Consider the following 23,758-nt stretch of genomic DNA (forward strand, 5'->3'; position numbering starts at 1 on the left):
GCGTTAGACGGCCAGTCTCGCCCGTTACTAGCATGCTCGCCAATCCCCTCGCGCCCGGTTTTTCCCATGTCCGACTTCGCCAGTGCCCTGCAACCGCTCACCGAGCAGCTCACCCGCATCGCCGACCTGCTGCAGCGCAACCTGCCGCCGCAGCCGGCCCAGGCGCTGCAGCCGGAGGTGATTGCCTACCTCTGGGAATACCGCCCCCACGCCGGGGTGGCCCAGGCGCAACTGACGCCGGTGCGCGAGCCGGCGCTGATCGCCTTCGACGACCTGCGCAACGTCGAGCGGCAGAAAGCCCTGATCGAGCGCAACACCCGCCAGTTCGTGCAGGGCCGCCCGGCCAACAACGCGCTGCTCACCGGCGCCCGCGGCACCGGCAAGAGTTCGCTGGTGAAGGCCTGCCTGCACGCCTTCCACGCCGAGGGCCTGCGCCTGATCGAGGTGGACAAGGAGCACCTGGGCGACCTGCCGCAGATCATCGAGCTGGTCCGCCAGCGCCCGGAGCGCTTCATCCTGTTCTGCGACGACCTCTCCTTCGAGGACGGCGAGACCGGCTACAAGGGCCTGAAGACGGTGCTCGACGGCTCGGTGGCGGGGCAGGCCGGCAACGTGCTGATCTACGCCACCTCCAACCGCCGCCACCTGCTGGCCGAGCGCGCCGCCGACAACCTGGCCTTCTCCCGCGGCGAGAACGGCGAGCTGCACCCGGGCGAGGCGGTGGAGGAGAAGGTCTCGCTGTCCGAACGTTTCGGCCTGTGGATTTCCTTCTATGCCTTCAGCCAGGACGAATACCTGGAGGCGGTGGCGCGCTGGCTGCAGTCCCACGGCCTGGGCGAGGAGGCCATCGAGGCCAGCCGCGCCGAGGCGATCCGCTGGGCCACCCACCGCGGCTCGCGCTCCGGGCGCATCGCCGCGCAGTTCGCCCGCGACTACGCCGGGCGCCACGCCGGCTGATCGGCGCGGCTGGGCAGGGCGGCGCAACTTCGCTAGAGTGCGGGAAAACCACGCACGCCTCCTGCCGATGTTGCACACCCGTCTCGCTCGCCTGCCCGAGCAGTCCCACGCCCACGACCACGAACATCACCAACTGGTGATGGCCCTGGCCGGCCGCGCCGAGTTCGAGGTCGACGGGCGCGGCGGCGAGGTCTGCCGCATGCGCGCCTGCCTGGTGCCGGGCGACGCCCGGCACGCCTTCGCCGGCACGGGCGACAACCGCATGCTGATCCTCGACCTGCAGGCGCCAGGCGTGGCGGACGAGGACCGCGAGCTGCTGGCGCGGCTGTTCGAGGCGCCGCGCTACCCGACGCTGGACGCCGACTTCCAGAACCTGCTCAGCTACGCCGGCGCGGAACTGGCGCGCTACGGCAGCGACCCGCTGCTGGCCAGGGCGCTGGGCGGCGTGCTGCTGCGCGCCCTGCACCTGCGCCTGTTCGGCGAGACGCCCCGGCCGGCCACCGGCCCGCTGGACATGCAGCGCCTGGACGGGCACATCCGCAGCCACCTGGCGCGGCGCATCACGGTGGCCGAACTGGCCCAGGTGGCCTGCCTGAGCCCCAGCCATTTCCACGCCCAGTTCAAGGACAGCGTCGGCCTGACGCCGCACCAGTACCTGCTCAAGCAGCGCCTGGACGCCGCCGCGCGCCTGCTGCGCGAGACCGACCTGGCGCTGGTGCGGGTGGCGGAAGAGTGCGGTTTCTCCAGCCAGAGCGCCCTGACCACGGCGATGCGCCGCTACCTGGGGCTCACGCCAGGGGCGCTGCGCCGCGGTTGAGCCGGCCGCCTCAGGGACCGGCGATGTCGCGGGAGTCGACCTCGGCGCGGTAGCCGGGGCCGACGTCGAAGAGCACGAAGTAGGGCACCGCCGGGCGCTGGAAGGTCAGGCTGGAGTCGGCGCCCAGGCGTTCTTCCAGCAGCGTCTGGCCGTCATGGCCGAGGACCCGCAGCTTCACGCCCTGCGCCTGGCTGCCGTCGCTGAAGCCGCCCAGGCAGCGGATGCGCTCGGCGTCCAGGGCCTTGCATTCGAGGAAGGGCGCGTGGGCCAGGGCCACTGGGGTGAGGCCCAGCAGGAGGAGGGGAAGCAGGGCTTTCATTGGGATGCTCCTTGGCGGTCGAGCCAGGCCACCAGCGACGGGGAGGCCTCGGCGAGGGGCAGGCTGGCCTGGTGCACGCTGCCGTCCCAGGCTTCGACGGTCAGCCACAGTTGGTCGTCGGCGCGGGCGCGTGGCGGTACTGCCACCTCGGTGAACTGCTGGTACGGGCTGCCGCTGAGCAGCGCGCCGGGGGCGCTCAGGCTGTAGGGCCGGCCGATGCGCAGGTAGGCCGCGCGGATTCGCTGCTCGCAGCCCTGGCACCAGGCCAGGGTGAAGGCCTTGAGATGGCCGGCGCGGCCTTCGTCCTCGGGGTCGCCGACTTCCCATTCGGCCAGGCGCGCGCGCCAGGGGCCGACCTGCAGTTCGCCGACCTCGCGTTCGCCCAGGCCGGTGAGGCCGCGGTCGACGCGGGCGTCGTGGAGGAACGCCGGCAGGTAGCCGAGGGGGATCAGCACCAGCAGGGCGCTGAGGTGGAAACGCCAGCGCAGCCACTGGCGGCGCAGGCGCGAAGGTTGGCGGGCGGGCATGGCGTTCACTCCGTGAGGGCCGCGGCGCGCTGCGGGGCGCGTTGTTTCTTCTTCAACTGCTTGGCGGTGGCCAGCAGGGTGCGCTTGCTCCAGATCTGCAGGCCGCTGAGCACCATCAGGCTGAGCAGCAGGCCGAAGGCGAACCAGATCAGCTTCACCCACAGCCCGCCGAAGTCGCCCACGTGCAGCGGGCGCATGGATTCGCTGAAGAACTCCAGGCCGCTGCGGTCGCCCAGGCGCCGGGTGGCGGCCAGGCTGCCGTCGTAGGGGTTGACCTTGGCGCGCTCGAACAGCAGCGGGAACCAGCCGTGGCCGAGCAGGCCGATGGGCGCGAAGGCGTCGCCCGGCAGCGCCAGGTAGCGTGGCTCGAAGCCGGGAATCTCGCGCTGCGCGACGGCTACCGCCTGGTCCAGGCCGATGCGCGGCGGCGGCCCGCCGTCGACGCCGGGCGGCACCTGCTCGGGCTGGATGATGGCCGGCACGCCTTCGCTGGAGATGGAAATGGCGTTGTCGTAGAGCACCGCCTGGACCAGGAACCAGGTGCCGCTGACGGCGATCACCGCGATGAACCAGATCGACCAGATGCCGGTCAGGCGGTGGAAGTCGCCCCAGAAGATGCGCGCGCCCTGGTTCAGGCGCAGGCGCGGGGCGAGGAAGCCGCGCCAGAAGCGCTTGTAGACCACCAGCCCGGTGACCAGCGAGGCCAGCATCGGCAGGCCCAGCAGCGTCACCAGGTACCAGCCCCAGCTGTAGCCGTGGCTGAAGGGCACCAGCCACCAGCCGTGCAGGGCGCGGGTGAAGTTGCGGAAGTCGAACAGCGGCGCCTCGCCCTGGATGGCGCCGCTGTACGGGTTGACGTAGAGGGTGGCGTTGCGCGCGTCCGGGTAGCTGACCTGGGCTTCTATGGCGAAGTGCCTTTCGCTCGGCACGTGCAGGCCTTGCACATGGGCCTGCGGCTGCTGGCGCCGGACCGCGGCCAGCAGGGCGTCGTAGCCCAGGCGCTGGGCGTCGCCGGGCGGCGCGTTGGCGCGGATGGCCGGGTTGGCCAGCCAGACGATCTCCTGGCTGACGGTGGCCAGGGTGCCGGTGATGCACACCAGGAAGACGAAGAACCAGATGGGCAAGGCCAGCCAGCTGTGGATCAGGAACCAGTTCCTGGCACGGGATTTCTTGGACATGGGGGCTTCAGGCTTCACGCAGTGGAGGAGGCGGCGATGCCGCCGGGGCCCCGCCATTGGCCGGGGATTCTATGGATAAGGACGGATGAGACGGAGAAATCGGCCAGTGGGTTTGCAATAAATTATTTCATCGCTCCGGTTGCCGGTTTTGCCCCGCTCGTTCGTCTTCATTAGAGAAAGCCGCAATGGCGGCCCGGAAAAGGACTCTTTCGTGACCCTCCACCCTCGCTTCCCCGACGCGGCCGCCGACGACCGGCCCGAGGTCCTGCCGCTGGCGCTGCGCCGCGAACTGCGCCCGGCGCGCAAGCTGCTCGAACGCGCCGGCCTGCGTTGCAGCCTGCCGCGCCTGAAGGTACTGGACGTGCTCTGTTCCGGCGGCTTCTACAGCGTGTCGGCGCTGCACCAGCGCCTGCTGGACGAAGCCGCGCCCATCTCGCCCAACTGCGTGCGCCAGACCTTGCGCCGGCTGCATGCCAGCGGCGTGCTGCGTCGCGATGCGCAGCGCCGCTACGGCCTGGAGACAGAGCTGTTGGCTTAGGGCCCAGGGGTTCGTGGACGAACGATTGACGTGTCGGCCGGCCAACCCGGTCTACAGTTGAAGTGTCGATCATTCGTTGAAAGAACCTGAGGGAGTGTAGCCATGAGCCAGCTGTTCGAGCCCCTGACCCTGCGCCAACTGACCTTGCCTAACCGCATCGGCGTTTCCCCCATGTGCCAGTACTCGGCCGAGGACGGCCTGGCCAACGACTGGCACCTGGTGCACCTGGGCAGCCGCGCCGTGGGTGGCGCCGGCCTGGTCCTGGTGGAGGCCACCGCGGTGGTTCCGGAGGGGCGCATCACCGACCGCGACCTGGGCCTGTGGAAGGACGAGCAGGTCGAGCCCCTGCGGCGCATCACCCGTTTCATCGAATCCCAGGGCGCTGTGGCCGGCATCCAGCTGGCCCACGCCGGGCGCAAGGCCAGCACCTACGCGCCCTGGCTGGGCAAGCCGGGGAGCATGCCGGTGGCCGAGGGCGGCTGGGTGCCGTTTGCGCCGTCGGCCATTGCCTTCGACCCCAAGCACACCACGCCCACGGCGCTGACCGAGGCGCAGATGGCCGAAGTCACTCAGGCCTTCGTCCGTTCCGCCGAGCGCGCCCTGGCGGCGGGCTTCAAGGTGGTGGAGGTGCACGCGGCCCACGGCTACCTGCTGCACCAGTTCCTCTCGCCGCTGTCCAACCAGCGCCGCGATCAGTACGGCGGCTGTTTCGAGAACCGCATCCGCTACCTGCTGGAAGTGACCCAGGCGGTGCGCGAGGTGTGGCCTGAAGAACTACCGCTGCTGGTGCGCCTGTCGGCCACCGACTGGGTGGAGGACGGCTGGAACCCCGACGAGACGGTGGCGCTGGCCCGGCGCCTGAAGGACCTGGGCGTCGACCTGATCGACGTGTCTTCCGGCGGCACCGCGGTGAACGCCGAGATTCCGGTGGGCCCGGGCTACCAGACGCAGTTCGCCGAGCGCGTGCGCAAGGAGGCCGAGATCGCCAGCAGCACCGTCGGCATGATCACCGAGCCGGTGCAGGCCGAGCACATCCTGCGCACCGGCCAGGCCGACCTGATCCTGCTGGCCCGCGAGCTGCTGCGCGAGCCCTACTGGCCGCTCAACGCCGCCGACGAGCTGGGCGGCCAGCAGGTGCCCTGGCCGGCGCAGTACCTGCGCGCGGCCCAGCGCGGTACGCCGATGCGCAAGCCCCTGGGCGAAGCCTGAGGCCATGGCGTGCCGTCCGTCGGGCGGCGCGCCAGCACTTTCGTACAACAGAATGTGAAATGGATCGCATGCAGGCATTTTGCTGCTATGCTCCGCCGCAACGCGTCAGGACGACGCACTTCCCACTGGTACACGCATGGACGCACGCACCCCACCCGCCGCCGTGCCGGAATCGGAGATCGCCCTGCTGGCGAACATCCTGGCCCTGGCGACGCGCAACATGTCCGCCCTCAGCACCCTGATCGGCCAGCTTTCCCTGGAGCTGGGCCGCAGCGCCGACCCGCACCTGCAGCAGGTCGGCCAGCGCGCCCTGAACGACATCGCCCACCTGGCCGGCGACCTGGAAACCCAGTGGGAGCTGATCGGCAGCCTGGCGCGCTTCTGCCCGCTGCTCAAGCGCAGCCAGCTCAAGCCCGAGCCGCTGCTGACGGAAATCCACATCACCGAGCTGCCCAGCGCCGAATGAGCCTTTGATCGGGATCAGGCCCTGGCCGCCGGGGCGGGACTAGCCTGTCCTGACCATTCCCCGAAAGGAGCCCGGCCATGAAAGCCCTGGTCTACCGCGGTGTCGGCGACATCGCCCTGGAAGAGCGCCCCGACCCCGAACTGCAGGCGCCCGGCGACGCCGTGGTGCGCCTGCTCCGCACCACCCTCTGCGGCACCGACCTGCACATCATCAAGGGCGACGTGCCGGCCTGCCGACCCGGGCGCATCCTCGGCCACGAGGGCGTCGGGGTGGTCGAGCAGGTCGGCGCGGCGGTCAGCCAGTTCAAGCCCGGCGACCGCGTGCTCATCTCCTGCATCAGCGCCTGCGGCAAGTGCGACTTCTGCCGCAAGGGCATGACCTCGCACTGCCGCACCGGCGGCTGGATCCTCGGCCACCTGATCGACGGCACCCAGGCCGAGAAGGTGCGCATCCCCCACGCCGACACCAGCCTCTACCACCTGCCCGCCGAGGCGGACGAAGAGGCCATGGTGATGCTCAGCGACATCCTCCCTACGGGCTTCGAGTGCGGCGTGCTCAACGGCCGCGTGCAGCCCGGCGGCAACGTAGCCATCGTCGGCGCCGGCCCGGTGGGCCTGGCCGCGCTGCTCACCGCGCAGTTCTACTCGCCGGCGCGGATCATCATGATCGACCTGGACGACAACCGCCTGGAAGTGGCGAAGGGCTTCGGCGCCACCGACTGCTTCAATGCCGGCGATCCGCAGCTGCTGGAGAAGGTGAAAGCGCTGACCGACGGCCTGGGCGTGGACAGCGCGGTGGAAGCGGTGGGCGTGCCGAGCACCTTCAGCCTGTGCGAGGAACTGATCGCACCCGGCGGCGACATCGCCGTGCTCGGTGTGCACGGGGTGCCGGTGGAATTGCACCTGGAGCGCCTGTGGTCGCACAACATCACCCTGCGCACCCGCCTGGTGGACGCGGTGACCACGCCGATGCTGCTCAAGAGCGTGCAGGCCGGCAAGCTGCAGCCCGAACAGCTGATCACCCACCGCTTCGCCCTGGGCGACATCCTCCAGGCCTACGAGACCTTCGGCAAGGCGGCGCAGAACAAGGCGTTGAAGGTGATCATCGAGGTTTGATGGCGGGAGGCTTTTCGTTTTTTCGTAGGAGCGAGCTTGCTCGCGAAGGGTGTTTACCGGTGGCTGTTGTGTATCGGGGGGACTCTTTTCCCTCTCCCCAACCCTCTCCCTGAAGGGAGAGGGGGCTGTCCGTGCTGGCGGAAACGGGTGGTGTTTGCCGGCGAGCATCGATGTTGCGCTTCACACCGTAAGGCTCCCTCTCCCTTCAGGGAGAGGGCGGGGGGAGAGGGTTGGTGGGGCTAGCGCAAACCTTCCAGCCCCAGGCCAACCTCACCACCCCAACTGCTTATGCAACCCAAGGGCGTCGTAGTAATCCCCCTGGTAGACGATCTTACCGTCCTTGACCTTCACATAGCTCACACCGTCGAACGACAGCGGCTTGTTGGTCGCCGGCGTCTGCGCGTCCCAGGCGCCGGTGTTGGTGCCGCTGAAGGTCCACTGGAAGGCGATGCCGTCCTTGTCGACGATGGGCTTGCCGTTCATCTTCCACTTCAGGTCCGGCACGGCGCCGACGAAGACCTTGATCACGTTGTCGCGCGCGGCCTCGCGGCCCTTCTGCGGGGTGCCGACGGTGACGTCGAAGTACTCCGCGTCCTTGGCCAGGTAGCCGGCGGCCTTCTCGGCGTCGTGGGCGTTCCACGCGGCCATGTAGGCGTCGACTATCTGTTTCGGCGTCTCGCCAGCCTGGGCCAGGCCGGCGAGGGTGAACAGCGACAGCAGGTAGAACGCTCTGACGAGGTGACGCATGCTTGCCTCCGTTGCGGGCGCGCCCGCGGGTTGTGGGCCTCAGTGCTTGAACATCACATGACGAACGGCGGTGTAGTCCTCCAGCCCGTACATGGACATGTCCTTGCCGTAGCCGGAAAGCTTCATGCCGCCATGGGGCATCTCGGTGGTCAGCATGAAGTGAGTGTTGACCCAGGTGCAGCCGTACTGCAGGCGGGCCGCCAGGCGGTGGGCGCGGCCGATGTCGCTGGTCCACACCGAGCTGGCCAGGCCGTAGTCGGAGTCGTTGGCCCAGGCCAGCGCCTGCGCCTCGTCGTCGAACTCGGTGACCGAGACCACCGGGCCGAAGATCTCGCGGCGCACCACTTCGTCGTCCTGGCGGGCGCCGGCCAGCACGGTCGGTTCGAAGAAGAAGCCGGGGCGGTCGGCGCGCTTGCCGCCGGTGACCACCTCGATGTGCGGCTGCTGGCGGGCACGTTCGACGAAGCCGATGACGCGCTCCAGGTGCTGCTCGGTGATGACCGGGCCGAGTTCGGTGTCCGGGTCGTCCTGCTCGCCGTAGCGGATGCTGGCGACGGCTTCGCCCAGTTTCTCCACGAATTTGGCGTAGATGCCCTTTTGCGCGTAGATGCGGCAGGCGGCGGTGCAGTCCTGCCCGGCGTTGTAGAAGCCGAAGGTGCGGATGCCTTCCACGGCGGCGTCGATGTCGGCGTCGTCGAAGATGATCACCGGGGCCTTGCCGCCCAGCTCCATGTGCATGCGCTTCACGGTGTCGGCGGTGCCGGCGATGATGCGGCTGCCGGTGGCGACCGAGCCGGTCAGCGAGACCATGCGCACTTTCGGGTGGGTGGTCAGCGGCTCGCCGACGCTGGGGCCGCGGCCGAAGACCAGGTTGACCACGCCGGCGGGGAAGATGTCGGCCATCAGCTCGGCCAGGCGCAGGGCGGTCAGCGGCGTCTGCTCGGAGGGCTTGAGCACCACGGTGTTGCCGGCGGCCAGGGCCGGGCCGAGTTTCCACGCGACCATCATCAGCGGGTAGTTCCAGGGCGCGATGGAGGCCACCACGCCGATCGGGTCGCGGCGGATCATCGAGGTGTGCCCGGGCAGGTATTCGCCGGCGGCGGAACCCTGCAGGCAGCGGCTGGCGCCGGCGAAGAAGCGGAACACGTCGGCGATGGCCGGCAGTTCGTCGTTCAGCGCGGCGCTGTAGGGCTTGCCGCAGTTGTTGGATTCCAGGCGCGCCAGTTCCTCGGCGTGGGCGTCGATGGCGTCGGCCAGTTTCAGCAGCAGCAGCGAGCGGTCCTTCGGCGCGGTCTGCGACCAGGCGTCGAAGGCGGCGTCGGCGGCCTGCACGGCGGCGTCGACCTGGGCCGGGGTGGCCTCGGCGATTTCCACCAGGGTGGTGCCCAGGGAGGGGTTGAGCACGGCGAGCTTCTCGCCTTCGCCAGCGACCAGTTGGCCGTTGATCAGCAGTTTGGTTTGCATTCTTTAAGTCCTCTTGGTCAGGAGCTTGTGGCGTAATCGTTGGTCTTTCTTGTGGGGCCGCCGCTTGCGGCAGTCCTGAGGGGTTCTATTTGCCACTCCCCGCCACGCCCTCGCCACCCTTGGTCAGGTAGTAGGCGCCGAGGATCGGCAGCATGGTCACCAGCATCACCAGCATGGCCACCACGTTGGTCACCGGCACGTCGCGCGGGCGCGTCAGCTGGTTGAGCAGCCAGATCGGCAGGGTGCGTTCGTGGCCGGCGGTGAAGGTGGTGACGATGATCTCGTCGAAGGACAGGGCGAAGGCCAGCATGCCGCCGGCCAGCAGGGCCGAGCCGAGGTTCGGCAGGATCACGTAGCGGAAGGTCTGCCAGCCGTCGGCGCCCAGGTCCATCGAGGCCTCGATCAGGCTGTGGGAGGTGCGGCGGAAACGGGCGATCACGTTGTTGTAGACGATCACCACGCAGAAGGTCGCGTGGCCGATGACGATGGTCAGGAAGCCCGGTTCTATCCCCAGCGTCTTGAACGCCGAGAGCAGCGCGATGCCGGTGATGATGCCGGGCAGGGCGATGGGCAGGATCAGCATCAGCGAGATGCCCTCCTTGCCGAAGAAGTCGCGGCGGTACAGCGCGGCCGCTGCCAGGGTGCCCAGGAGCATGGCGATCAGGGTGGCGATGCAGGCGATCTTCAGCGACAGGCTGATCGACTCCAGCACGTCCTGGCGGCCGAAGGCGACGCTGAACCAGTGCAGGGTGAAGCCCTGTGGCGGGAAGCTGAACGCGGCGTCTTCGGTGTTGAAGGCGTACATGAAGATGATCAGGATCGGGAAGTGCAGGAACACCAGCCCGCCCCAGGCGGCGGCTTTCAGGCCCCAGGAAGCCTTCTCTTGAGATGAGGAGTCAGAGTGCATCGAAGGCCCCCAGGCGTTTGACGATGGACAGGTACACGGCGATCAGCACGATCGGCACCAGGGTGAAGGCGGCGGCCATCGGCATGTTGCCGATCGCGCCCTGCTGGGCGTAGACCATGCTGCCGATGAAGTAGCCCGGCGGGCCCACCAGTTGCGGCACGATGAAGTCGCCGAGGGTCAGGCTGAAGGTGAAGATCGAGCCGGCGGCGATGCCCGGGATCGACAGCGGCAGGATGACCTGGAAGAAGGTCTGCCGCGGGTGCGCGCCGAGGTCCGCGCTGGCTTGCAGCAGCGACGGCGGCAGGCGCTCCAGGGAAGCCTGGATCGGCAGGATCATGAACGGCAGCCAGATGTACACGAACACCAGGAAGCGCCCCAGGTTCGAGGTGGACAGGGTGTTGCCGCCCACACCGGGCACGTCCATCAGCAGGTCCAGCAGCCATTGCAGGCCGAGGTGGTGCACGAACCACATGGCCACGCCGCCCTTGGCCAGCAGCAGGGTCCAGGCGTAGGCCTTGACGATGTAGCTGGCCCACATCGGCATCATCACCGCGATGTAGAAGAACGCCTTGGTCTTGCCGCTGGTGTAGCGCGCCATGTAGTAGGCGATGGGGAAGGCCACCACGCCGCTGGCGATGGACACGGCGATGGCCATCGCCAGGGTGCGCAGGATGATGTCGAAGTTGGCCGGGGTGAACAGGGCGGCGAAGTTGGCCCAGGTCAGGTCCGGCGTCACCGTCATGGTGAAGTCGTCGAAGGTGTAGAAGCCCTGCCACATCAGGGTCAGCAGCGAGCCCAGGTAGATGGCGCCGAACCACAGCAGCGGCGGCACCAGCAGCAGCGAGAGGTACAGCGTCGGCTTGCGGTACAGCAGGTTGGACAGCCGGCGCAGCGGGCCCTTGCCGGTCGTGGGCGCCTGCGCGTTCATCGTCAGTTCCATCTCAGGCGCCCTCGTTCAGCGCCACCATGGCCTCGCGCGCCCAGCGCGCAGTCACGCGCTGCCCCGGCTGGTGGGCCACGGCGGCGGCGTCCCACTGGCTGTTGGCCTGGCTCAGGCAGAGGTTCTGGCCGTTGTCCAGGCGGATTTCGTAGCGGGTGGCGGCGCCCTGGTACTGGATGTCGTGCAGCAGGCCGCTGATCTCCAGGTCGCCGGCGCCGCGCTCGCCGCTGGCGAAGCGAATGTGCTCGGGGCGGATGGAGAACGGCTGGGCGTTGCCGGTCAGGCTCTGGGCGAGGTCGCCGCGCAGCACGTTGGAGGTGCCGACGAACTCGGCGACGAAGGGCGTGGCCGGTTGCATGTACAGGTTGCGCGGGGTATCGACCTGCTCGATGCGGCCCTTGTTGAACACCGCTACGCGGTCGGACATCGACAGCGCTTCGCTCTGGTCGTGGGTGACGAAGATGAAGGTGATGCCCAGCTGGCGCTGCAGCTTCTTCAGCTCGCTCTGCATCTGCTCGCGCAGCTTCAGGTCCAGCGCGCCCAGGGGTTCGTCCAGCAGCAGCACCCGCGGGCGGTTGACCAGGGCGCGGGCCAGGGCTACGCGCTGGCGCTGACCGCCGGAGAGCTGCACCGGCTTGCGGCTGCCGTAGCCGCCGAGGGCGACCATGCCCAGGGCTTCCTCGGCGCGCTTCAGCCGCTCGGCCTTGCCCACGCCTTTCACCTTCAGGCCGTAGGCGACGTTCTCCAGCACGTTCATGTGCGGGAACAGCGCGTAGTCCTGGAACACGGTGTTGACGTCGCGCTGGTACGGCGGCAGGCCGGCGGCCTCCTCGCCATGGATGCGGATGGAGCCGGAGGAGGGCTGTTCGAACCCGGCGATCAGGCGCAGGCAGGTGGTCTTGCCCGAGCCCGAGGGGCCGAGCATGGAGAAGAACTCGCCGTCCTTGATGTCAATGGACACCCGGTCGACGGCTTTCACCTCGCCGAACTGGCGGGAGACCTGGGTGAATTGAACAGCGGGGGTGGTCATGGGGCACGCTCCAGGGGCAGGAATTCGGCGTGCGAAGGCCCTGCCCGGAAAAATCGGGTGAATCAGAAACGGATGGTGGGCTGGGCGCCCCCTCTCCCTTCAGGGAGAGGGACGGGGAGAGGGGAGCCTTGGCATCGGCACGGGGCATTGCCCTCTCCCCCAGCCCCTCTCCCTGAAGGGAGAGGGGAGCCAGTCAGGCGCGAAGCGAAGCCTCGTGCTTAACGGCCGCCCATGATCGCGATGTAGTCCTGGGTCCAGCGGCTGTACGGGACGAACTTGCCGCCCTCGGCCTGCGGGGTCTTCCAGAAGGCGATCCTGGCGAACTGGTCGAAGCCGTTGGTGGCGCAGCCTTCGGCGCCGAGCAGCTCGCTGGCCTTGCAGCCTTCCGGCGCGGCCGGCACCGAGCCGAACCAGGCGGCGACGTCGCCCTGCACCTTGGGCTCCAGCGACCAGTTCATCCACTTGTAGGCGCAGTTCGGGTGCGCGGCCTCGGCGTGCAGCATGGTGGTGTCGGCCCAGCCGGTGACGCCTTCCTTCGGGAACACGGTGGCGATCGGCTGCTTCTCGCCCTTCAGCGCGTTGGCCTGGTACGGCCAGGAGCTGGAGGCGGCCACGCCCTCGTTCTTGAAGTCGCTCATCTGCACGGTCGCGTCGTGCCAGTAGCGGTGGATCAGCGAATGCTGCTTGCGCAGCAGGTCGAGCACGGCGCCGTACTGCGCCTCGGTCAACTGGTACGGGTCCTGGATGCCCAGTTCCGGCTGGGTGCTCTTCAGGTACAGCGCGGCGTCGGCGATGTAGATGGGGCCGTCGTAGGCCTGCACGCGGCCCTTGTTCGGCTTGCCGTCGGGCAGGTCCTGCGCCTGGAACACCACGCTCCAGCTGTCCGGCGCCTTGGGGAAGACCTTGGTGTTGTACATCAGCACGTTCGGGCCCCACTGGTACGGGGTGCCGTAGGTCTTGCCGTTGACGGTGTACCAGGGCGCGTCCTTCAGGCGCGCGTCGACGTTCTTCCAGTTGGGGATCAGCTCGGGGTCGATCGGCTGCACGCGTTTGCCGTAGATCAGCCGCAGCGAGGCGTCGCCGGAGGCGGTGACCAGGTCGTAGCCGCCCTTGGCCATCAGGCTGACCATCTCGTCGGAGGTGGCGGCGGTCTTCACGTTGACCTGGCAGCCGGTGTCCTTCTCGAACTGGGTGACCCAGTCGTAGGCCTTGTCGGATTGGCCGCGTTCGATGTAGCCCGGCCAGGCGATGATGTCCAGGCGGCCTTCACCGGCGCCGACCGCCTTGATGGCGTCGGCGGCCTGTACGCCGGCGCTGGCCAGCAGGGCGGTGGTGATGGCGCTGAACAGTGCTGTCTTGCGCATGCGATGTCTCCCTCGTTTGTTGTCTCTATTGGTGGGGCAGTGTCAATCGAGCAACGGCCCTCGCGCGGCGTACCGCCGGGGCATTTCTTATGTACCGGCGGGCGGGCCCGCCGGGGCGTTCAATCCAGGCGGTCGCCGTGGCGGGCCATGATGTGGCGCACCACGCTGTAGTCCTGCAGCGAGTCGCTGGACAGGTCCTTGCCGTAGCCCGAGCGCTTGAGGCCGCCGTGGGGCATCTCGCTGGCGAGCATGAAATGGGTGTTGATCCAGGTGCAGCCGTACTGCAGGCGGTTGGCGATCTGGAAGGCCTTGTCCAGGTTCTGCGTCCACACCGAGGAGGCCAGGCCGTACTCGGAGTCGTTGGCCCAGTCCACCGCCTGCTCCAACTGGTCGAAGCGGGTGACCGTGACCACCGGGCCGAACACCTCGCGCTGGACGATCTCGTCCTGCTGCTTGCAGCCGGCCAGCAGCGTGGGCTGGTAGTAGAAGCCGGGGCCGGAGTGCACGGCGGCGCCGGTCACGCGTTCGATATGCGGCTGGCCCAGGGCGCGTTCGACGAAGCTGGCCACGCGGTCGCGCTGGCGGGCGCTGATCAGCGGGCCGATCTCGTTGTCCTGATCGCGCTTGCGGGCGAAGCGGATGCTCGCCACCGCCTCGCCCAGCTCGGCCACCAGGCGGTCGTGGATGCCGGCCTGGGCGTAGATGCGGCAGGCGGCTGTGCAGTCCTGCCCGGCGTTGTAGTAGCCGTGGGTGCGCACGCCCTGGACGACCGCCTCGATATCGGCGTCGTTGCAGACGATGACCGGCGCCTTGCCGCCCAGCTCCAGGTGGGTGCGCTTCAGGGTGCGCGCGGCGGCCTGGAGGATCTTCTGCCCGGTGACGATATCGCCGGTCAGCGAGACCATGCGCACCCGCGGGTGGCCGACCAGGTGGCTGCCGACGTTCTCGCCACCGCCGCAGACGATGTTGAGCACGCCCGGCGGGAGGATGTCCGCCAGCGCCGGGGCCAGCGCCAGGATCGACAGCGGGGTGTGCTCGGAAGGCTTGAACACCAGGGTGTTGCCGGCGGCCAGGGCCGAGGCGATCTTCCACGCCGCCATCATCAGCGGGTAGTTCCAGGGCGCGATGGAGGCCACCACGCCCACCGGGTCGCGGCGCACCATGCTGGTGTGCCCGGGCACGTACTCGCCGGCCAGTTGGCCCTGCTGGCAGCGCACGGCGCCGGCGAAGAAGCGGAACACGTCGGCGGTGGCGGGGATGTCGTCCTGCCGCGCCAGGTGCAGCGGCTTGCCGCAGTTCAGGGCTTCCAGGCGGGCGAGGGCGTCGGCGCGCTTGTCGATGGCATCGGCGATGGCCAGCAGCGCGGCGGAGCGTTGCGCCGGGGTGGTCCGCGACCACGCCGGGAAGGCGCGCTGGGCGGCGTCGATGGCCTGTTCGATCTGCTCGGGGGAAGCATCGGCGACCGAGACGAGGGTTTCGCCGCTGGCGGGGTTGAGGATCGCCTCGGCAAGGCCCTGGCCGGGCGTCAACTGACCGTCGATCAGCAGCTCGGTGTACAGGGTCGGGGTGCTCGCCAGGGCGTTCATCTTCGCGGCTCTTTTCTTCTCGGTCTTGTATTCGGGGGCCATGGGCTGCTCCGGTGGGTTGCCCGGCCCTTCTGTATGAAGCCAGAGACTAGATTCCGGGCCTGAGGTCGACAAATTCTAAATACTGAAAGTGGCATTCGATTAAATCGAATGCTGCTAGATGGAGGGCCGCTTGGCGTTTGGTTGTTCGCGGGCCACGGTGAGGAACGGGTCCACCAGCGCCGGCCGCGCCGTGCCGCGGCGCCAGGCCAGGCCGACATCCAGCGGCTCGCCCAGGTCCACCAGCGGGCGCGCCTCGATGATGTCGCCCTCGAGCGACCAGGGGCGGTAGGTCATGTCCGGCTGGATCGACAGGCCGAGGCCGGCGGCCACCAGGCTGCGCACGGCCTCCACCGAGGCGGTGCGCAGCGTCACCTGCGGCACCAGCCCGGCGCGCGACCAGATGCGCTGGGTGTGCAAGCCCATCTCGTCGGCGTTGAGCTGGATCAGCGGCTCCCCGGCGACGTCCGCCAGGCCGATGCTGTCGCGCTCCAGCAGCGGGTGCTGGGCCGGCAGCCAGAGGCGGTGCGGCGAGTGGGTGAGCACCTCGGTCTGCAGGGCGTGGCGGTCTTCCAGGTTGGAGAGGATCAGCACGCCGACGTCGATCTCGCCGCTCACCAGCAGGTGCTCTATATAAGGCCGCTCGTCCTCCACCACGCGCGTCTGCACGTTGGGGTAGGCGCGCTGGAAGCGGGTGATCAGGTCGGCCAGGTAGTAGCCGGCGACCAGGCTGGTCACGCCGATGGTCAGGCTGCCGGCGACCTTGTCGGTGCTCTGCTGCAGGCTGCGCTTGGCGTTCTCCACCGTGGCCAGGATCAGGTGCGCCTGGCGCAGGAACTGGTGGCCCTGGTGGGTGAGCGTCATGCCCTTGGCGTGGCGCTCGAACAGGCGCACGCCGATCTCCTCCTCCAACTGCTGGATGGCCAGGGTCAGGGTGGACTGGGAAATGAACACCGCCTGGGCGGCGGCGGAGATCGAGCCGGTCTCGGCGACGGCGATGAAATGGCGGATCTGGCGCAGGGTCATCATGGGTGGCGGGCCATGGCTTTTGTGCTTTATCGAAAATCTATAGGAGCATTCTTTTAAATCGAATGAAAGAACCCGCCCAACCCGCCCGCTCTTCGTAGGAGCGAGCTTGCTCGCGAACGGGTTCCGCCGCGGGGGTCGATGGGTATCGCTTCGCTCAACCCGTCCTACGACGACGTTCTCCTGCACCTGTAGGATCGGGCCCTGCCCGCGATTCGTACTCCCCGGCAATATCCCGAAGCACTCTGCGCCTGCGCACATACGGGAGCGGGCGCTAGAGTCGAGGTTTCCCTCTACCGACCCAGGAGACCGCCATGAACACCCGTGGCCTGCTCGACCAACTGCTCAAATCCGGCCAGGAACTCCTGCAGAACAAGGGGCTCGCCCAGACCGGCGGCCAAGCCCAGGCCGGGCAGGGCGCCGGCAAGGGCGGCCTGGACCTCGGCAGCCTGCTCTCCGGCGCCGGTGGCGGCGCCCTGGCCGCCGGCGCGCTAGGCCTGCTGCTGGGCAGCAAGAAGGCGCGGAAGATGGGCGGCAAGGTCGTCGCCTACGGCGGCCTGGCCGCCCTCGGGGTGATCGCCTACAAGGCCTACGGCAACTGGCAGCGCCAGCAGGCCAGCGCGCCGCGCGGCGAACCGCAGACGGTGGACCGCCTGCCGCCGGTGGAAGCCGAGGCCCACAGCCACGCCATCCTCCGCGCCCTGGTGGCGGCAGCCAAGGCCGACGGCCATATCGATGCCCGCGAGCGCCAGTTGATCGACGGCGAGATCGCCAAGCTTACCGGCGACCTGGAACTGCAGGGCTGGCTCGACCGCGAACTGGCCAAGCCGCTGGACCCGCGGGAAGTGGCGGGGGCCGCGCAGAGCGAGGAAATGGCCGCCGAGATGTACCTGGCCAGCCTGCTGATGGTCGACGAGGAGAACTACATGGAGCGCGCCTACCTCGACGAACTGGCCCGCCAGCTGAGCCTCGACCCGGGCCTCAAGGCCGAGCTGGAAGCCCAGGCGCAGAAGGCCCTGCAGGCACTGCCGGCCTGATTCTCAGCGCGCCCCTGAATAGTCCCGGACGGCATTGGCGGAATCCGCCACCGGGACTATCGTTGCCTGACTGCAACCACGCCGAGGGCGCTGCCATGAACACCACGGATCTGCTGGAACAACTGCTGCGGGCCGGCCAGGGCGCGCAGGCGCAACAGGGCGGCGCAGGCGGCCTGGGTGGCCTTGGCGGGTTGCTTGGCGGCCTGCTCGGCGGAGCCACCGGCGGCGGCGCAGCGGCCGGAGGCCTGGGTGGCCTCGGTGGCGTGCTAGGCAGCATGCTCGGCGGCGGCGCCCCGGCCAGCCAGGGCCGCTCCAGCGGCGGCGGGGTCAACTACGCCATGCTCGCCTCCCTGGGCATGATGGCCTTCCAGGCCTACCAGAACTGGCAGCAGCAACAGGCGGCCGCCGCGCAGCAACAGCCGCCGACCACCGTCGACCAGCTCTCCGGCGACGAAGCCGAGGCCCACAGCCATGCCATCCTCATCGCCCTGATCGCCGCGGCCAAGGCCGACGGCCGCATCGACGACAAGGAAAAGCAGGCGATCTACGCGGAAATCTCCCGCCACGCCGGCGAACCGGAGCTGCAGGCCTGGCTCGACAACGAAGTGCAGAAACCCCTCGAAGCCGCCGACGTGGCCCAGGCCGCGCAAGGCGACCCGGGCAAGGCCGCGGAAATGTACCTGGCCAGCGTGATGCTGGTGGACGACCAGCAGGAAAGCGAACGCAACTACCTGGACGAACTGGCCTACCAACTGCAGCTCGACCCGGAGCTGCAGGCGCACCTGGAACAGCAGGCCAAGACCGGCGGTGAAGTAGCCTGAAACAACTTCGCGCGGCCCCGGGCCGCGCATTCGCACAGGCGCATGGTCGAAGGGATGCAATCAACCCGGACGAATGCATCCTGCGCGATGCGTTCGCCCTTCAACCGGCAAGGAGGCGTCATGCCCTTCACCCGTTTCACCCTCTGCACCGCGCTGCTGCTCAGCACCACCGCCAGCCTGGCCAACGCCGCCAAACTCGAAGACGTGGCGCCCTATCCCAAGGCCGAAGACGGCTTCGTGCGCCAGGTCATCCACCTGCCGCAGCAAGCCCACGAGGAGAACTTCAAGGTCGAAGTCCTGGCCGGCAAGACCCTCACCGTCGACTGCAACCGCCAGCGCCTGGGCGGCAGCCTGGAAGAAAAGACCCTGGAAGGCTGGGGCTACCCCTACTACCGCCTGGACAAGGTCGGCGGCCCGGCCAGCACCCTGATGGCCTGCCCGCAAGGCACCAGCAGGAAGGACTTCGTACCGGTGGTCGGCGACGGCTTCCTGCTGCGCTACAACAGCAAGCTGCCGATCGTGATCTACGCGCCGAAAGACATCGAAGTCCGCTACCGCATCTGGTCCGCCTCGGACAAGGTCGAACACGCCCGCGCCGAATAAACCCCCCGACCAAACCCATGCATCCTGTAGGAGCGGGCCCTGCCCGCGATTCGCGCGCAGGGCGCGCTCCTACATGGGAATGGTGCAGGTGGGGTAGCGTAGGAGCGGATCTTATCCGCGATCCGCGCCGAAACCTCCGGCAATCGCGGACAAGGTCCACTCCTACGGGGAGAGGCATGCCGTGTTTTCCGGCGACCTGTAGGAGCGGACTCCGTCCGTGATCCCGCCAGCACTGCTGGCGCCCGGCCAAGCACGGCGATGGGTATCGCTTCGCTCCACCCATCCTACAAAGAGCGCCACGGTTCGGCCTGCGATGCAGTTCGCCTGGACTCACTTAACGTCAACGGCAGGGTTGCAGCACAATACGCGCCCTACAGCAGGCCAACAGGGAGAGTTCTGTGCAAAGAATCCTGATCATCGGCTCCGGTGGCAGCGGCAAGAGCACCTTGTCCGCCACCCTTGGCCAGCGCCTGGCGCTACCGGTCATCCACATGGACGCCCTGTACTGGCAGCCCGGCTGGCAAGAGCCGGAAAAACCGGACTGGCAGGCCCGCGTACAGGTGCTTTGCCAGGGCGAGCGCTGGGTGATGGACGGCAACTACTCCGGCACCCTGGCGCAGCGCCTTGCCGCCTGCGACACCGTGATCCTCCTCGACCTGCCACCCTTGCTCTGCCTGTGGCGCGCCCTCTGGCGCGGCTTCCGCTACCGCGGCCGAGTCCGCCCGGACATGGCCGAAGGCTGCCCCGAGCAACTGCCCGACCCGGCGTTCCTGAGTTGGATCTGGAACTATCCCAAGGGCAGCCGCCCCAAGGTGATGGAATTGCTGGATGCGCACCGGCAGGGGCGGCGCATCATCCGCCTGCGCTCGCGGCGTGAGGTCAGGCAGTTTCTCCGGGAGTTGGACTGGAATCCGTCTGCGACAGCGGAACACAACCTCTGAGTGCAGAGACCTGAGTCGTCAATACCGCGCTGGTAGGAGCGAGCTTGCTCGCGAAGGAGGCTCGCCGGCGATTCTGGTGTTTTCGGTTGAACCCGTCCCCTCTCCCCAGCCCTCTCCCTGAAGGGAGAGGGAGCTTGTCCGTACCAGTGGGGAAGGATGGTTTCAGCCGGAAACCACCATCGTGGCCGGCTAACACCATGACATCCAACTCTGCCCAACGGTCCCCTCTCCCTTCAGGGAGAGGGTTAGGGAGAGGGCGCTCTCATGCCTGGCACCGGCATGACCGGGAAACTCCCTTCGCGAGCAAGCTCGCTCCTACAAAAGCACCCCGCAGCCCAAGCCACGGGGCGCCGACCTCAACCCAAGCGCATCGTCTGCGCCAACTCCGGCAGCGGCACCCAAACCTGCCCCTGCCAATCCAGCACGCTCAACTGCTGTTGCTCCCAACGCAGCAACCGCCGCTGCGGCACCTCACCCAGCGCCGGCGCAGCCGCATCCCGCAGGCTCGGCACCACCGAATTGCTGATCCACTGGCGAATGCCACGGTTCTCCGGATGGTGGAAAAGAATCAGCACGGCATACACCGCGGACTCGCTCAGCAGCTCCACCTCTTCGGCCAAGCCGTTGTCATTGCGCAGCATGGCGCGACGCAACTGATCCGGATCGAGATTGCGCGCCAGGCGATCCTGCAGAAAGGCGTTCATCAGCTTGCTCAGGTCGCGCACGACGAACCAGGGTTGGCCTTCGATCAGCAGGGCGCGGAGGCGGCGTTTGTGGCGATAGAAGTGGGTGGGGATGAGAGGGAGGGCTGAAGGCTGCGCAATGGCAGTGAGAGTATCCATGGTCATAGTGATTTCCTGTGAGATTGTTCAATGCACCCCCTTGTTCAGAGAGGGTGGCCGGGTACTTGAACACCGCTCACAGACGGCCCGCAGATTTTCCCTTTCAGGTGTTTTATAGCTGCGCGCTACCCGGCCATAGCAAAGGCTATAGCCGCCTAGTGCGCATGCTTTCGAGCATGCGTCGTTCCGCTGTGAGAGGTGTGTTCAGCACCGGAGCGGAATCTAGATCGTAAAACGGAACAGGTCAACTGCTTCTCTGTTATTAATTATCATCTATTACGCCACGGGAAATTTCCTACATCGATTCCTGCGGTGGAAATGTATTTAAGGATCGTTTCTTGTCTTAGCTTCTTTAGTCCGTCAATAATTCTTTGTGCGATTAGGCTTTTGCCTTCTAGGTACTCAGCAAGCTCTATTATGTTGCTTGTCTCGCTCTCAAATTGCTTTAGGGATGACTGGTAGTCTTCTGAGTAGCGCAGCTTAGAGCTGATTTCTGCTAGGGCTAAAAGTGCTGCGATCTCGTGCGTCGAGTACTCGTTGCGAAGTGTGGTATGCAACTCTCGCGCGACAGGACGGTCGGAAAGCAATGCCTCGCGCCAGTTGTTTCCTGAGAACTCCTTATTTGTTTGAGAGCGAAGTTTAAGGAATTTTAGTATTTTTTCTTTAGATATTTCGTTGATTGGGAGTTCTTCGCCAATATTATGGGATAATTCATTGTGGGATTTTATTTTTGTTATTATTTCTGATAGCGCACGCTGGCTTAAGTTATATTTTTTTGCAATTTTTTGTTTTAATTCTGTGAAGTTTATTTCCCTCCAGGTTTTTTGGGGAGGGAGTTCTAGCGATATTTTTTCAATTACATCTCTCGAGGCGTTTTTTGTGAAGGTTCCGGTCTTGTACTCCTGAATAAGCACGTCGCAGATGATTTCGGCTTTTTTTATTTGCTCGGATAGAGTAATAAAGGCGGAATAGAAGGTCTCGATATTTATTAATGATACGGTATCTTCTAGGTGCTTTCTATTTTCATTGTCATAGGCGTATCTAAAAGTTTCCCCTGTTGAATCTACAGCGGAAAATTCTAGGATCGATGGCTCGAGGATTGATATAATATTATGGAATCTTGGGTCGCAAGAGTTGGCGGCATCTTTGTACATTGTCCATAATCTATAAAGATTGTGAGTCTTAATCAGCTTTGGGTCAGATACGGTTATGTCTCCCTTTATTCTTTCTATTGATTTTATTTGAATTTTTAGAAATAACTCAATTCGGTGTCTGGCACAGAAAACTATAGGATAAATTATCTCGTCTGGGTCAACTCCTCTTGCTATTACGCTTTGACATAAAGTGTGGGTCGCTTCATCAAAGCCATTTGCATAATAGCTAGTGCCGGGCCAGCCATTTTTTCCGACACATGCATTTAATGAAGTGTTTTTCCCGTTTTTAAATATCCGCATGTATGGTTTCCGTATCTTGTCTGATTAGTTAGCTAGAAGGGCGGCCGGAATTCTCTGCTGCGTTTAAGCTGAACCCTGTCCCTCTACCAAAATCCCCTGCTCCCGCTCACACAACCCCACCAGAAAATCCCAAACCAACCTCAGCCGCACCGACCGGTGCAACTCCCGTCGCGTACACATCCAGTACTCCCGCTCGATGAATTCCTCCGGCAGCACCGGCACCAGCAGCGGGTCGTGCAGGCCCATGAACTGCGGGAGGATGGCCAGGCCGACGCCGGCCTGGGCGGCTTGTTGCTGGGCCACCACGCTGGTGCTGCGGAACACCACCTGGGGGTGGCGGCAGAAGCTGTGGTGGAACATCAGTTCCTGGCTGAACAGCAGGTCGTCCACGTAGCCGATCCACTGGTGCTTGCACAGGTCGTCGCGGTCGCGCAGGGGCGGGGCCTTTTCCAGGTAGGCGGGGCTGGCGAACAGGCTCAGGCGGTAGCGCGTCAGGCGGCGGCTGATGACTAGGTCGGCGTTGGGCCTTTCCAGGGTGATGGCGATGTCCGCCTCGCGGTTGGTGATGCTGACGAAGCGCGGCACCGACACCAGTTCCAGCTCAAGGCCCGGGTACTGGCGCATCAGCTCGCCCAGGCGCGGGGCGAGGAACATGGTGCCCAGGCCCTCGGTCACGCCCAGGCGCACCTGGCCCAGGGGGCTGATGCTCTGGCTCATTTCCTCCTGGGCGAGCAGGGCGGTGTTCTCCATGGCCTCGGCGTGCTTGAGCAGCGCCAGGCCCGCCGGAGTCAGTTGGTAGCCGCCGGTGTGCTGGGCGAACAGCTGGGTGCCCAGGTCGCGCTCGATGTTCTCGATGTGCCGGGCCACGGTGGCGTGGGTGGTGTTCAGCTTGCGCGCGGTGGCCAGCAGGCGGCCGCTGCGGTGCAGTTCGAGGAAGTAGCGCAGGTCGTTCCAGTCGAACATGGCGGGCTCCGTTGTTAGAAAACGATCAGCAGCTGACTCGAAATGTTCGTTTTTTTATCGCGAATGAGCGGCTAGCCTCAAGCGACGCATCGATAAGAACGACTGACTATAAGAACAACTGGAGGTCAGCCCATGCCCCAGGCACTGGACGCTTTCGACTACCTGATCGTGGGGGCCGGCCCCGCCGGGTGCCTGCTGGCCAACCGCCTGTCCGCCGACCCGGCCAACCGCGTGCTGCTGATCGAAGCCGGCGGCCCAGACAACTACCCCTGGATCCACATCCCCGTCGGCTACCTCTACTGCATCGGCAACCCGCGCACCGACTGGTGCTTCGACACCGAAGCGGTGCCCGGCCTCAACGGCCGCGCCATCAAGTACCCCCGCGGCCGCGTGCTCGGCGGCTGCTCGTCGATCAACGGCATGATCTACATGCGCGGCCAGGCCCGCGACTACGACGGCTGGGCCGCCGAGGGCAACTCCGGCTGGGGCTGGAACGACCTGCTGCCGCTGTTCCTCGGCATGGAGGACCACTTCGCCGGCGACAGCGCCATCCACCATGGCGGCGGCGAATGGCGGGTGGAGCAGCAGCGGCTGTCCTGGGAAATCCTCGATGCCTTCCGCGAGGCGGCGGCGCAGACCGGCATCGCTTCGGTGGACGACTTCAATGGCGGCGACAACGAAGGCTGCGGCTACTTCCAGGTGAACCAGCGCGGCGGTGTGCGCTGGAACGCCTCCAAGGCCTTCCTGCGCCCGGTAGAGCAGCGCCCGAACCTGCTGGTGCTGACGAATGTCGAGGCGCAGCAGTTGATCCTCGAAGACGGCCGAGCCAAAGGCCTTGTGGTGGACTGGCAGGGCGCCCCCCCCGAAC

At 66.6% G+C, this 23,758-nt stretch carries 25 protein-coding genes; 11 read left to right on the forward strand and 14 right to left on the reverse strand.

The features are described from left to right. Positions 1 to 66 precede the first annotated feature (66 nt). Both RN02_RS13560 and RN02_RS13565 read left to right on the forward strand, forming a co-directional pair. A complete protein-coding gene (locus tag RN02_RS13560) occupies positions 67 to 957 on the forward strand; it encodes an ATP-binding protein (protein WP_043314951.1) in 891 nt (296 codons plus the stop codon). Between the two features lie 67 nt (positions 958 to 1,024). Then, entirely contained in the window at positions 1,025 to 1,774 is a 750-nt protein-coding gene (locus tag RN02_RS13565) for an AraC family transcriptional regulator (protein WP_043314952.1), read from the forward strand. Positions 1,775 to 1,784: 10 nt separating this feature from the next. Here the strand turns inward: RN02_RS13565 and RN02_RS13570 are convergent, their stop codons facing one another. The 3 genes from RN02_RS13570 to RN02_RS13580 are packed head-to-tail and all read right to left on the reverse strand — an operon-like array spanning position 1,785 to position 3,798. Continuing rightward, complete coding sequence (locus RN02_RS13570) at positions 1,785 to 2,093, reverse strand: hypothetical protein (protein WP_043314953.1); 309 nt, start codon at positions 2,091 to 2,093, stop codon at positions 1,785 to 1,787. Continuing rightward, on the reverse strand, positions 2,090 to 2,620 hold the full coding sequence (locus tag RN02_RS13575; protein WP_043314954.1) for a hypothetical protein: 531 nt from the start codon (positions 2,618 to 2,620) through the stop codon (positions 2,090 to 2,092). The genes RN02_RS13570 and RN02_RS13575 overlap by 4 nt, the downstream gene beginning before the upstream one ends. Before the next feature lie 5 nt (positions 2,621 to 2,625). Further along, complete coding sequence (locus RN02_RS13580) at positions 2,626 to 3,798, reverse strand: PepSY-associated TM helix domain-containing protein (RefSeq protein ID WP_043314955.1); 1,173 nt, start codon at positions 3,796 to 3,798, stop codon at positions 2,626 to 2,628. A 211-nt stretch (positions 3,799 to 4,009) separates the two neighbouring features. On the opposite strand from RN02_RS13580, the gene RN02_RS13585 reads away from it, so the two are divergent. The 4 genes from RN02_RS13585 (at position 4,010) to RN02_RS13600 (ending at position 7,126) form a co-directional block, all read left to right on the forward strand. Next, a complete protein-coding gene (locus RN02_RS13585; protein ID WP_225617182.1) occupies positions 4,010 to 4,336 on the forward strand; it encodes a ferric uptake regulator family protein in 327 nt (108 codons plus the stop codon). 102 nt (positions 4,337 to 4,438) lie between these two features. Further along, on the forward strand, positions 4,439 to 5,545 hold the full coding sequence (locus RN02_RS13590; protein WP_043314956.1) for an NADH:flavin oxidoreductase/NADH oxidase: 1,107 nt from the start codon (positions 4,439 to 4,441) through the stop codon (positions 5,543 to 5,545). 136 nt (positions 5,546 to 5,681) lie between these two features. Next, a complete protein-coding gene (locus RN02_RS13595; protein ID WP_009616491.1) occupies positions 5,682 to 6,011 on the forward strand; it encodes a hypothetical protein in 330 nt (109 codons plus the stop codon). A 77-nt stretch (positions 6,012 to 6,088) separates the two neighbouring features. Then, positions 6,089 to 7,126, forward strand: coding sequence for a zinc-dependent alcohol dehydrogenase family protein (locus tag RN02_RS13600; RefSeq protein ID WP_043314957.1), 1,038 nt, complete (start codon positions 6,089 to 6,091; stop codon positions 7,124 to 7,126). A 270-nt stretch (positions 7,127 to 7,396) separates the two neighbouring features. Here RN02_RS13600 and RN02_RS13605 read toward each other — a convergent pair whose 3' ends face one another. The 8 genes from RN02_RS13605 to RN02_RS13640 all read right to left on the reverse strand — a co-directional run bounded on the left by RN02_RS13605 (position 7,397) and on the right by RN02_RS13640 (position 16,232). Then, positions 7,397 to 7,873, reverse strand: coding sequence for an ester cyclase (locus RN02_RS13605; protein ID WP_043314958.1), 477 nt, complete (start codon positions 7,871 to 7,873; stop codon positions 7,397 to 7,399). 39 nt (positions 7,874 to 7,912) lie between these two features. Beyond that, complete coding sequence (locus RN02_RS13610) at positions 7,913 to 9,337, reverse strand: gamma-aminobutyraldehyde dehydrogenase (protein WP_043314959.1); 1,425 nt, start codon at positions 9,335 to 9,337, stop codon at positions 7,913 to 7,915. Between the two features lie 85 nt (positions 9,338 to 9,422). Beyond that, entirely contained in the window at positions 9,423 to 10,244 is an 822-nt protein-coding gene (locus RN02_RS13615; RefSeq protein WP_043314960.1) for an ABC transporter permease, read from the reverse strand. Continuing rightward, complete coding sequence (locus RN02_RS13620) at positions 10,234 to 11,184, reverse strand: ABC transporter permease (protein ID WP_043314961.1); 951 nt, start codon at positions 11,182 to 11,184, stop codon at positions 10,234 to 10,236. Before RN02_RS13620 ends, RN02_RS13615 begins: the two co-directional genes overlap by 11 nt. A 1-nt stretch (position 11,185) precedes the next feature. Further along, on the reverse strand, positions 11,186 to 12,214 hold the full coding sequence (locus RN02_RS13625; protein WP_043314962.1) for an ABC transporter ATP-binding protein: 1,029 nt from the start codon (positions 12,212 to 12,214) through the stop codon (positions 11,186 to 11,188). A 218-nt stretch (positions 12,215 to 12,432) separates the two neighbouring features. Further along, positions 12,433 to 13,578 (reverse strand): putative ABC transporter substrate-binding protein YdcS, encoded by a 1,146-nt coding sequence (gene ydcS / locus RN02_RS13630; RefSeq protein WP_043314963.1) that lies wholly within the window; start codon positions 13,576 to 13,578, stop codon positions 12,433 to 12,435. A 119-nt stretch (positions 13,579 to 13,697) separates the two neighbouring features. Then, positions 13,698 to 15,206, reverse strand: a complete 1,509-nt coding sequence (locus RN02_RS13635) for a gamma-aminobutyraldehyde dehydrogenase (RefSeq protein ID WP_043314964.1) — start codon at positions 15,204 to 15,206, stop codon at positions 13,698 to 13,700. A gap of 114 nt (positions 15,207 to 15,320) precedes the next feature. Then, a complete protein-coding gene (locus RN02_RS13640; protein ID WP_009616507.1) occupies positions 15,321 to 16,232 on the reverse strand; it encodes a LysR family transcriptional regulator in 912 nt (303 codons plus the stop codon). Positions 16,233 to 16,543: 311 nt separating this feature from the next. On the opposite strand from RN02_RS13640, the gene RN02_RS13645 reads away from it, so the two are divergent. The 4 genes from RN02_RS13645 (at position 16,544) to RN02_RS13660 (ending at position 19,631) form a co-directional block, all read left to right on the forward strand. Beyond that, a complete protein-coding gene (locus tag RN02_RS13645; protein WP_043314965.1) occupies positions 16,544 to 17,266 on the forward strand; it encodes a tellurite resistance TerB family protein in 723 nt (240 codons plus the stop codon). Positions 17,267 to 17,361: 95 nt separating this feature from the next. Further along, entirely contained in the window at positions 17,362 to 18,087 is a 726-nt protein-coding gene (locus RN02_RS13650; protein ID WP_043314966.1) for a DUF533 domain-containing protein, read from the forward strand. Positions 18,088 to 18,207: 120 nt separating this feature from the next. Continuing rightward, positions 18,208 to 18,690, forward strand: coding sequence for a serine protease inhibitor ecotin (eco, locus tag RN02_RS13655; RefSeq protein ID WP_043314967.1), 483 nt, complete (start codon positions 18,208 to 18,210; stop codon positions 18,688 to 18,690). 398 nt (positions 18,691 to 19,088) lie between these two features. Continuing rightward, positions 19,089 to 19,631: a topology modulation protein gene (locus RN02_RS13660; RefSeq protein WP_043314968.1), complete on the forward strand. Its 543-nt coding sequence runs from the start codon at positions 19,089 to 19,091 to the stop codon at positions 19,629 to 19,631. A gap of 356 nt (positions 19,632 to 19,987) precedes the next feature. Here the strand turns inward: RN02_RS13660 and RN02_RS13665 are convergent, their stop codons facing one another. The 3 genes from RN02_RS13665 to RN02_RS13670 form a co-directional block, all read right to left on the reverse strand. Next, positions 19,988 to 20,479, reverse strand: a complete 492-nt coding sequence (locus RN02_RS13665) for a BRO-N domain-containing protein (protein ID WP_236695185.1) — start codon at positions 20,477 to 20,479, stop codon at positions 19,988 to 19,990. Between the two features lie 263 nt (positions 20,480 to 20,742). Continuing rightward, positions 20,743 to 21,927 carry a hypothetical protein gene (locus RN02_RS33250; RefSeq protein WP_152623758.1) on the reverse strand — a complete coding sequence of 395 codons (1,185 nt, stop codon included), beginning with the start codon at positions 21,925 to 21,927 and terminating at the stop codon, positions 20,743 to 20,745. A 63-nt stretch (positions 21,928 to 21,990) separates the two neighbouring features. After that, positions 21,991 to 22,890: a LysR family transcriptional regulator gene (locus tag RN02_RS13670; RefSeq protein WP_043314969.1), complete on the reverse strand. Its 900-nt coding sequence runs from the start codon at positions 22,888 to 22,890 to the stop codon at positions 21,991 to 21,993. A 132-nt stretch (positions 22,891 to 23,022) separates the two neighbouring features. Here RN02_RS13670 and RN02_RS13675 point away from each other — a divergent pair. Then, the coding region (locus RN02_RS13675) for a GMC family oxidoreductase (protein WP_043314970.1) at positions 23,023 to 23,758 on the forward strand (736 nt) is incomplete at its 3' end.

This window comes from Pseudomonas sp. PI1 (assembly GCF_000812405.1).
Classification (GTDB): Bacteria; Pseudomonadota; Gammaproteobacteria; order Pseudomonadales; family Pseudomonadaceae; genus Pseudomonas; species Pseudomonas citronellolis.

Coding starts and splice junctions, on each gene's coding strand:
- RN02_RS13560 (WP_043314951.1), top strand. CDS start 67: ATGTCCGACTTCGCCAGTGCCCTGCAACCGCTCACCGAGCAGCTCACC.
- RN02_RS13600 (WP_043314957.1), top strand. CDS start 6,089: ATGAAAGCCCTGGTCTACCGCGGTGTCGGCGACATCGCCCTGGAAGAG.
- RN02_RS13570 (WP_043314953.1), bottom strand. CDS start 2,093: ATGAAAGCCCTGCTTCCCCTCCTCCTGCTGGGCCTCACCCCAGTGGCC.
- RN02_RS13595 (WP_009616491.1), top strand. CDS start 5,682: ATGGACGCACGCACCCCACCCGCCGCCGTGCCGGAATCGGAGATCGCC.
- RN02_RS13650 (WP_043314966.1), top strand. CDS start 17,362: ATGAACACCACGGATCTGCTGGAACAACTGCTGCGGGCCGGCCAGGGC.
- RN02_RS13580 (WP_043314955.1), bottom strand. CDS start 3,798: ATGTCCAAGAAATCCCGTGCCAGGAACTGGTTCCTGATCCACAGCTGG.
- RN02_RS13670 (WP_043314969.1), bottom strand. CDS start 22,890: ATGTTCGACTGGAACGACCTGCGCTACTTCCTCGAACTGCACCGCAGC.
- RN02_RS13610 (WP_043314959.1), bottom strand. CDS start 9,337: ATGCAAACCAAACTGCTGATCAACGGCCAACTGGTCGCTGGCGAAGGC.
- RN02_RS13665 (WP_236695185.1), bottom strand. CDS start 20,479: ATGACCATGGATACTCTCACTGCCATTGCGCAGCCTTCAGCCCTCCCT.
- RN02_RS13590 (WP_043314956.1), top strand. CDS start 4,439: ATGAGCCAGCTGTTCGAGCCCCTGACCCTGCGCCAACTGACCTTGCCT.
- RN02_RS13645 (WP_043314965.1), top strand. CDS start 16,544: ATGAACACCCGTGGCCTGCTCGACCAACTGCTCAAATCCGGCCAGGAA.
- RN02_RS33250 (WP_152623758.1), bottom strand. CDS start 21,927: ATGCGGATATTTAAAAACGGGAAAAACACTTCATTAAATGCATGTGTC.
- RN02_RS13620 (WP_043314961.1), bottom strand. CDS start 11,184: ATGGAACTGACGATGAACGCGCAGGCGCCCACGACCGGCAAGGGCCCG.
- RN02_RS13640 (WP_009616507.1), bottom strand. CDS start 16,232: ATGATGACCCTGCGCCAGATCCGCCATTTCATCGCCGTCGCCGAGACC.
- RN02_RS13625 (WP_043314962.1), bottom strand. CDS start 12,214: ATGACCACCCCCGCTGTTCAATTCACCCAGGTCTCCCGCCAGTTCGGC.
- eco (WP_043314967.1), top strand. CDS start 18,208: ATGCCCTTCACCCGTTTCACCCTCTGCACCGCGCTGCTGCTCAGCACC.
- RN02_RS13615 (WP_043314960.1), bottom strand. CDS start 10,244: ATGCACTCTGACTCCTCATCTCAAGAGAAGGCTTCCTGGGGCCTGAAA.
- RN02_RS13565 (WP_043314952.1), top strand. CDS start 1,025: ATGTTGCACACCCGTCTCGCTCGCCTGCCCGAGCAGTCCCACGCCCAC.
- ydcS (WP_043314963.1), bottom strand. CDS start 13,578: ATGCGCAAGACAGCACTGTTCAGCGCCATCACCACCGCCCTGCTGGCC.
- RN02_RS13605 (WP_043314958.1), bottom strand. CDS start 7,873: ATGCGTCACCTCGTCAGAGCGTTCTACCTGCTGTCGCTGTTCACCCTC.
- RN02_RS13575 (WP_043314954.1), bottom strand. CDS start 2,620: ATGCCCGCCCGCCAACCTTCGCGCCTGCGCCGCCAGTGGCTGCGCTGG.
- RN02_RS13635 (WP_043314964.1), bottom strand. CDS start 15,206: ATGGCCCCCGAATACAAGACCGAGAAGAAAAGAGCCGCGAAGATGAAC.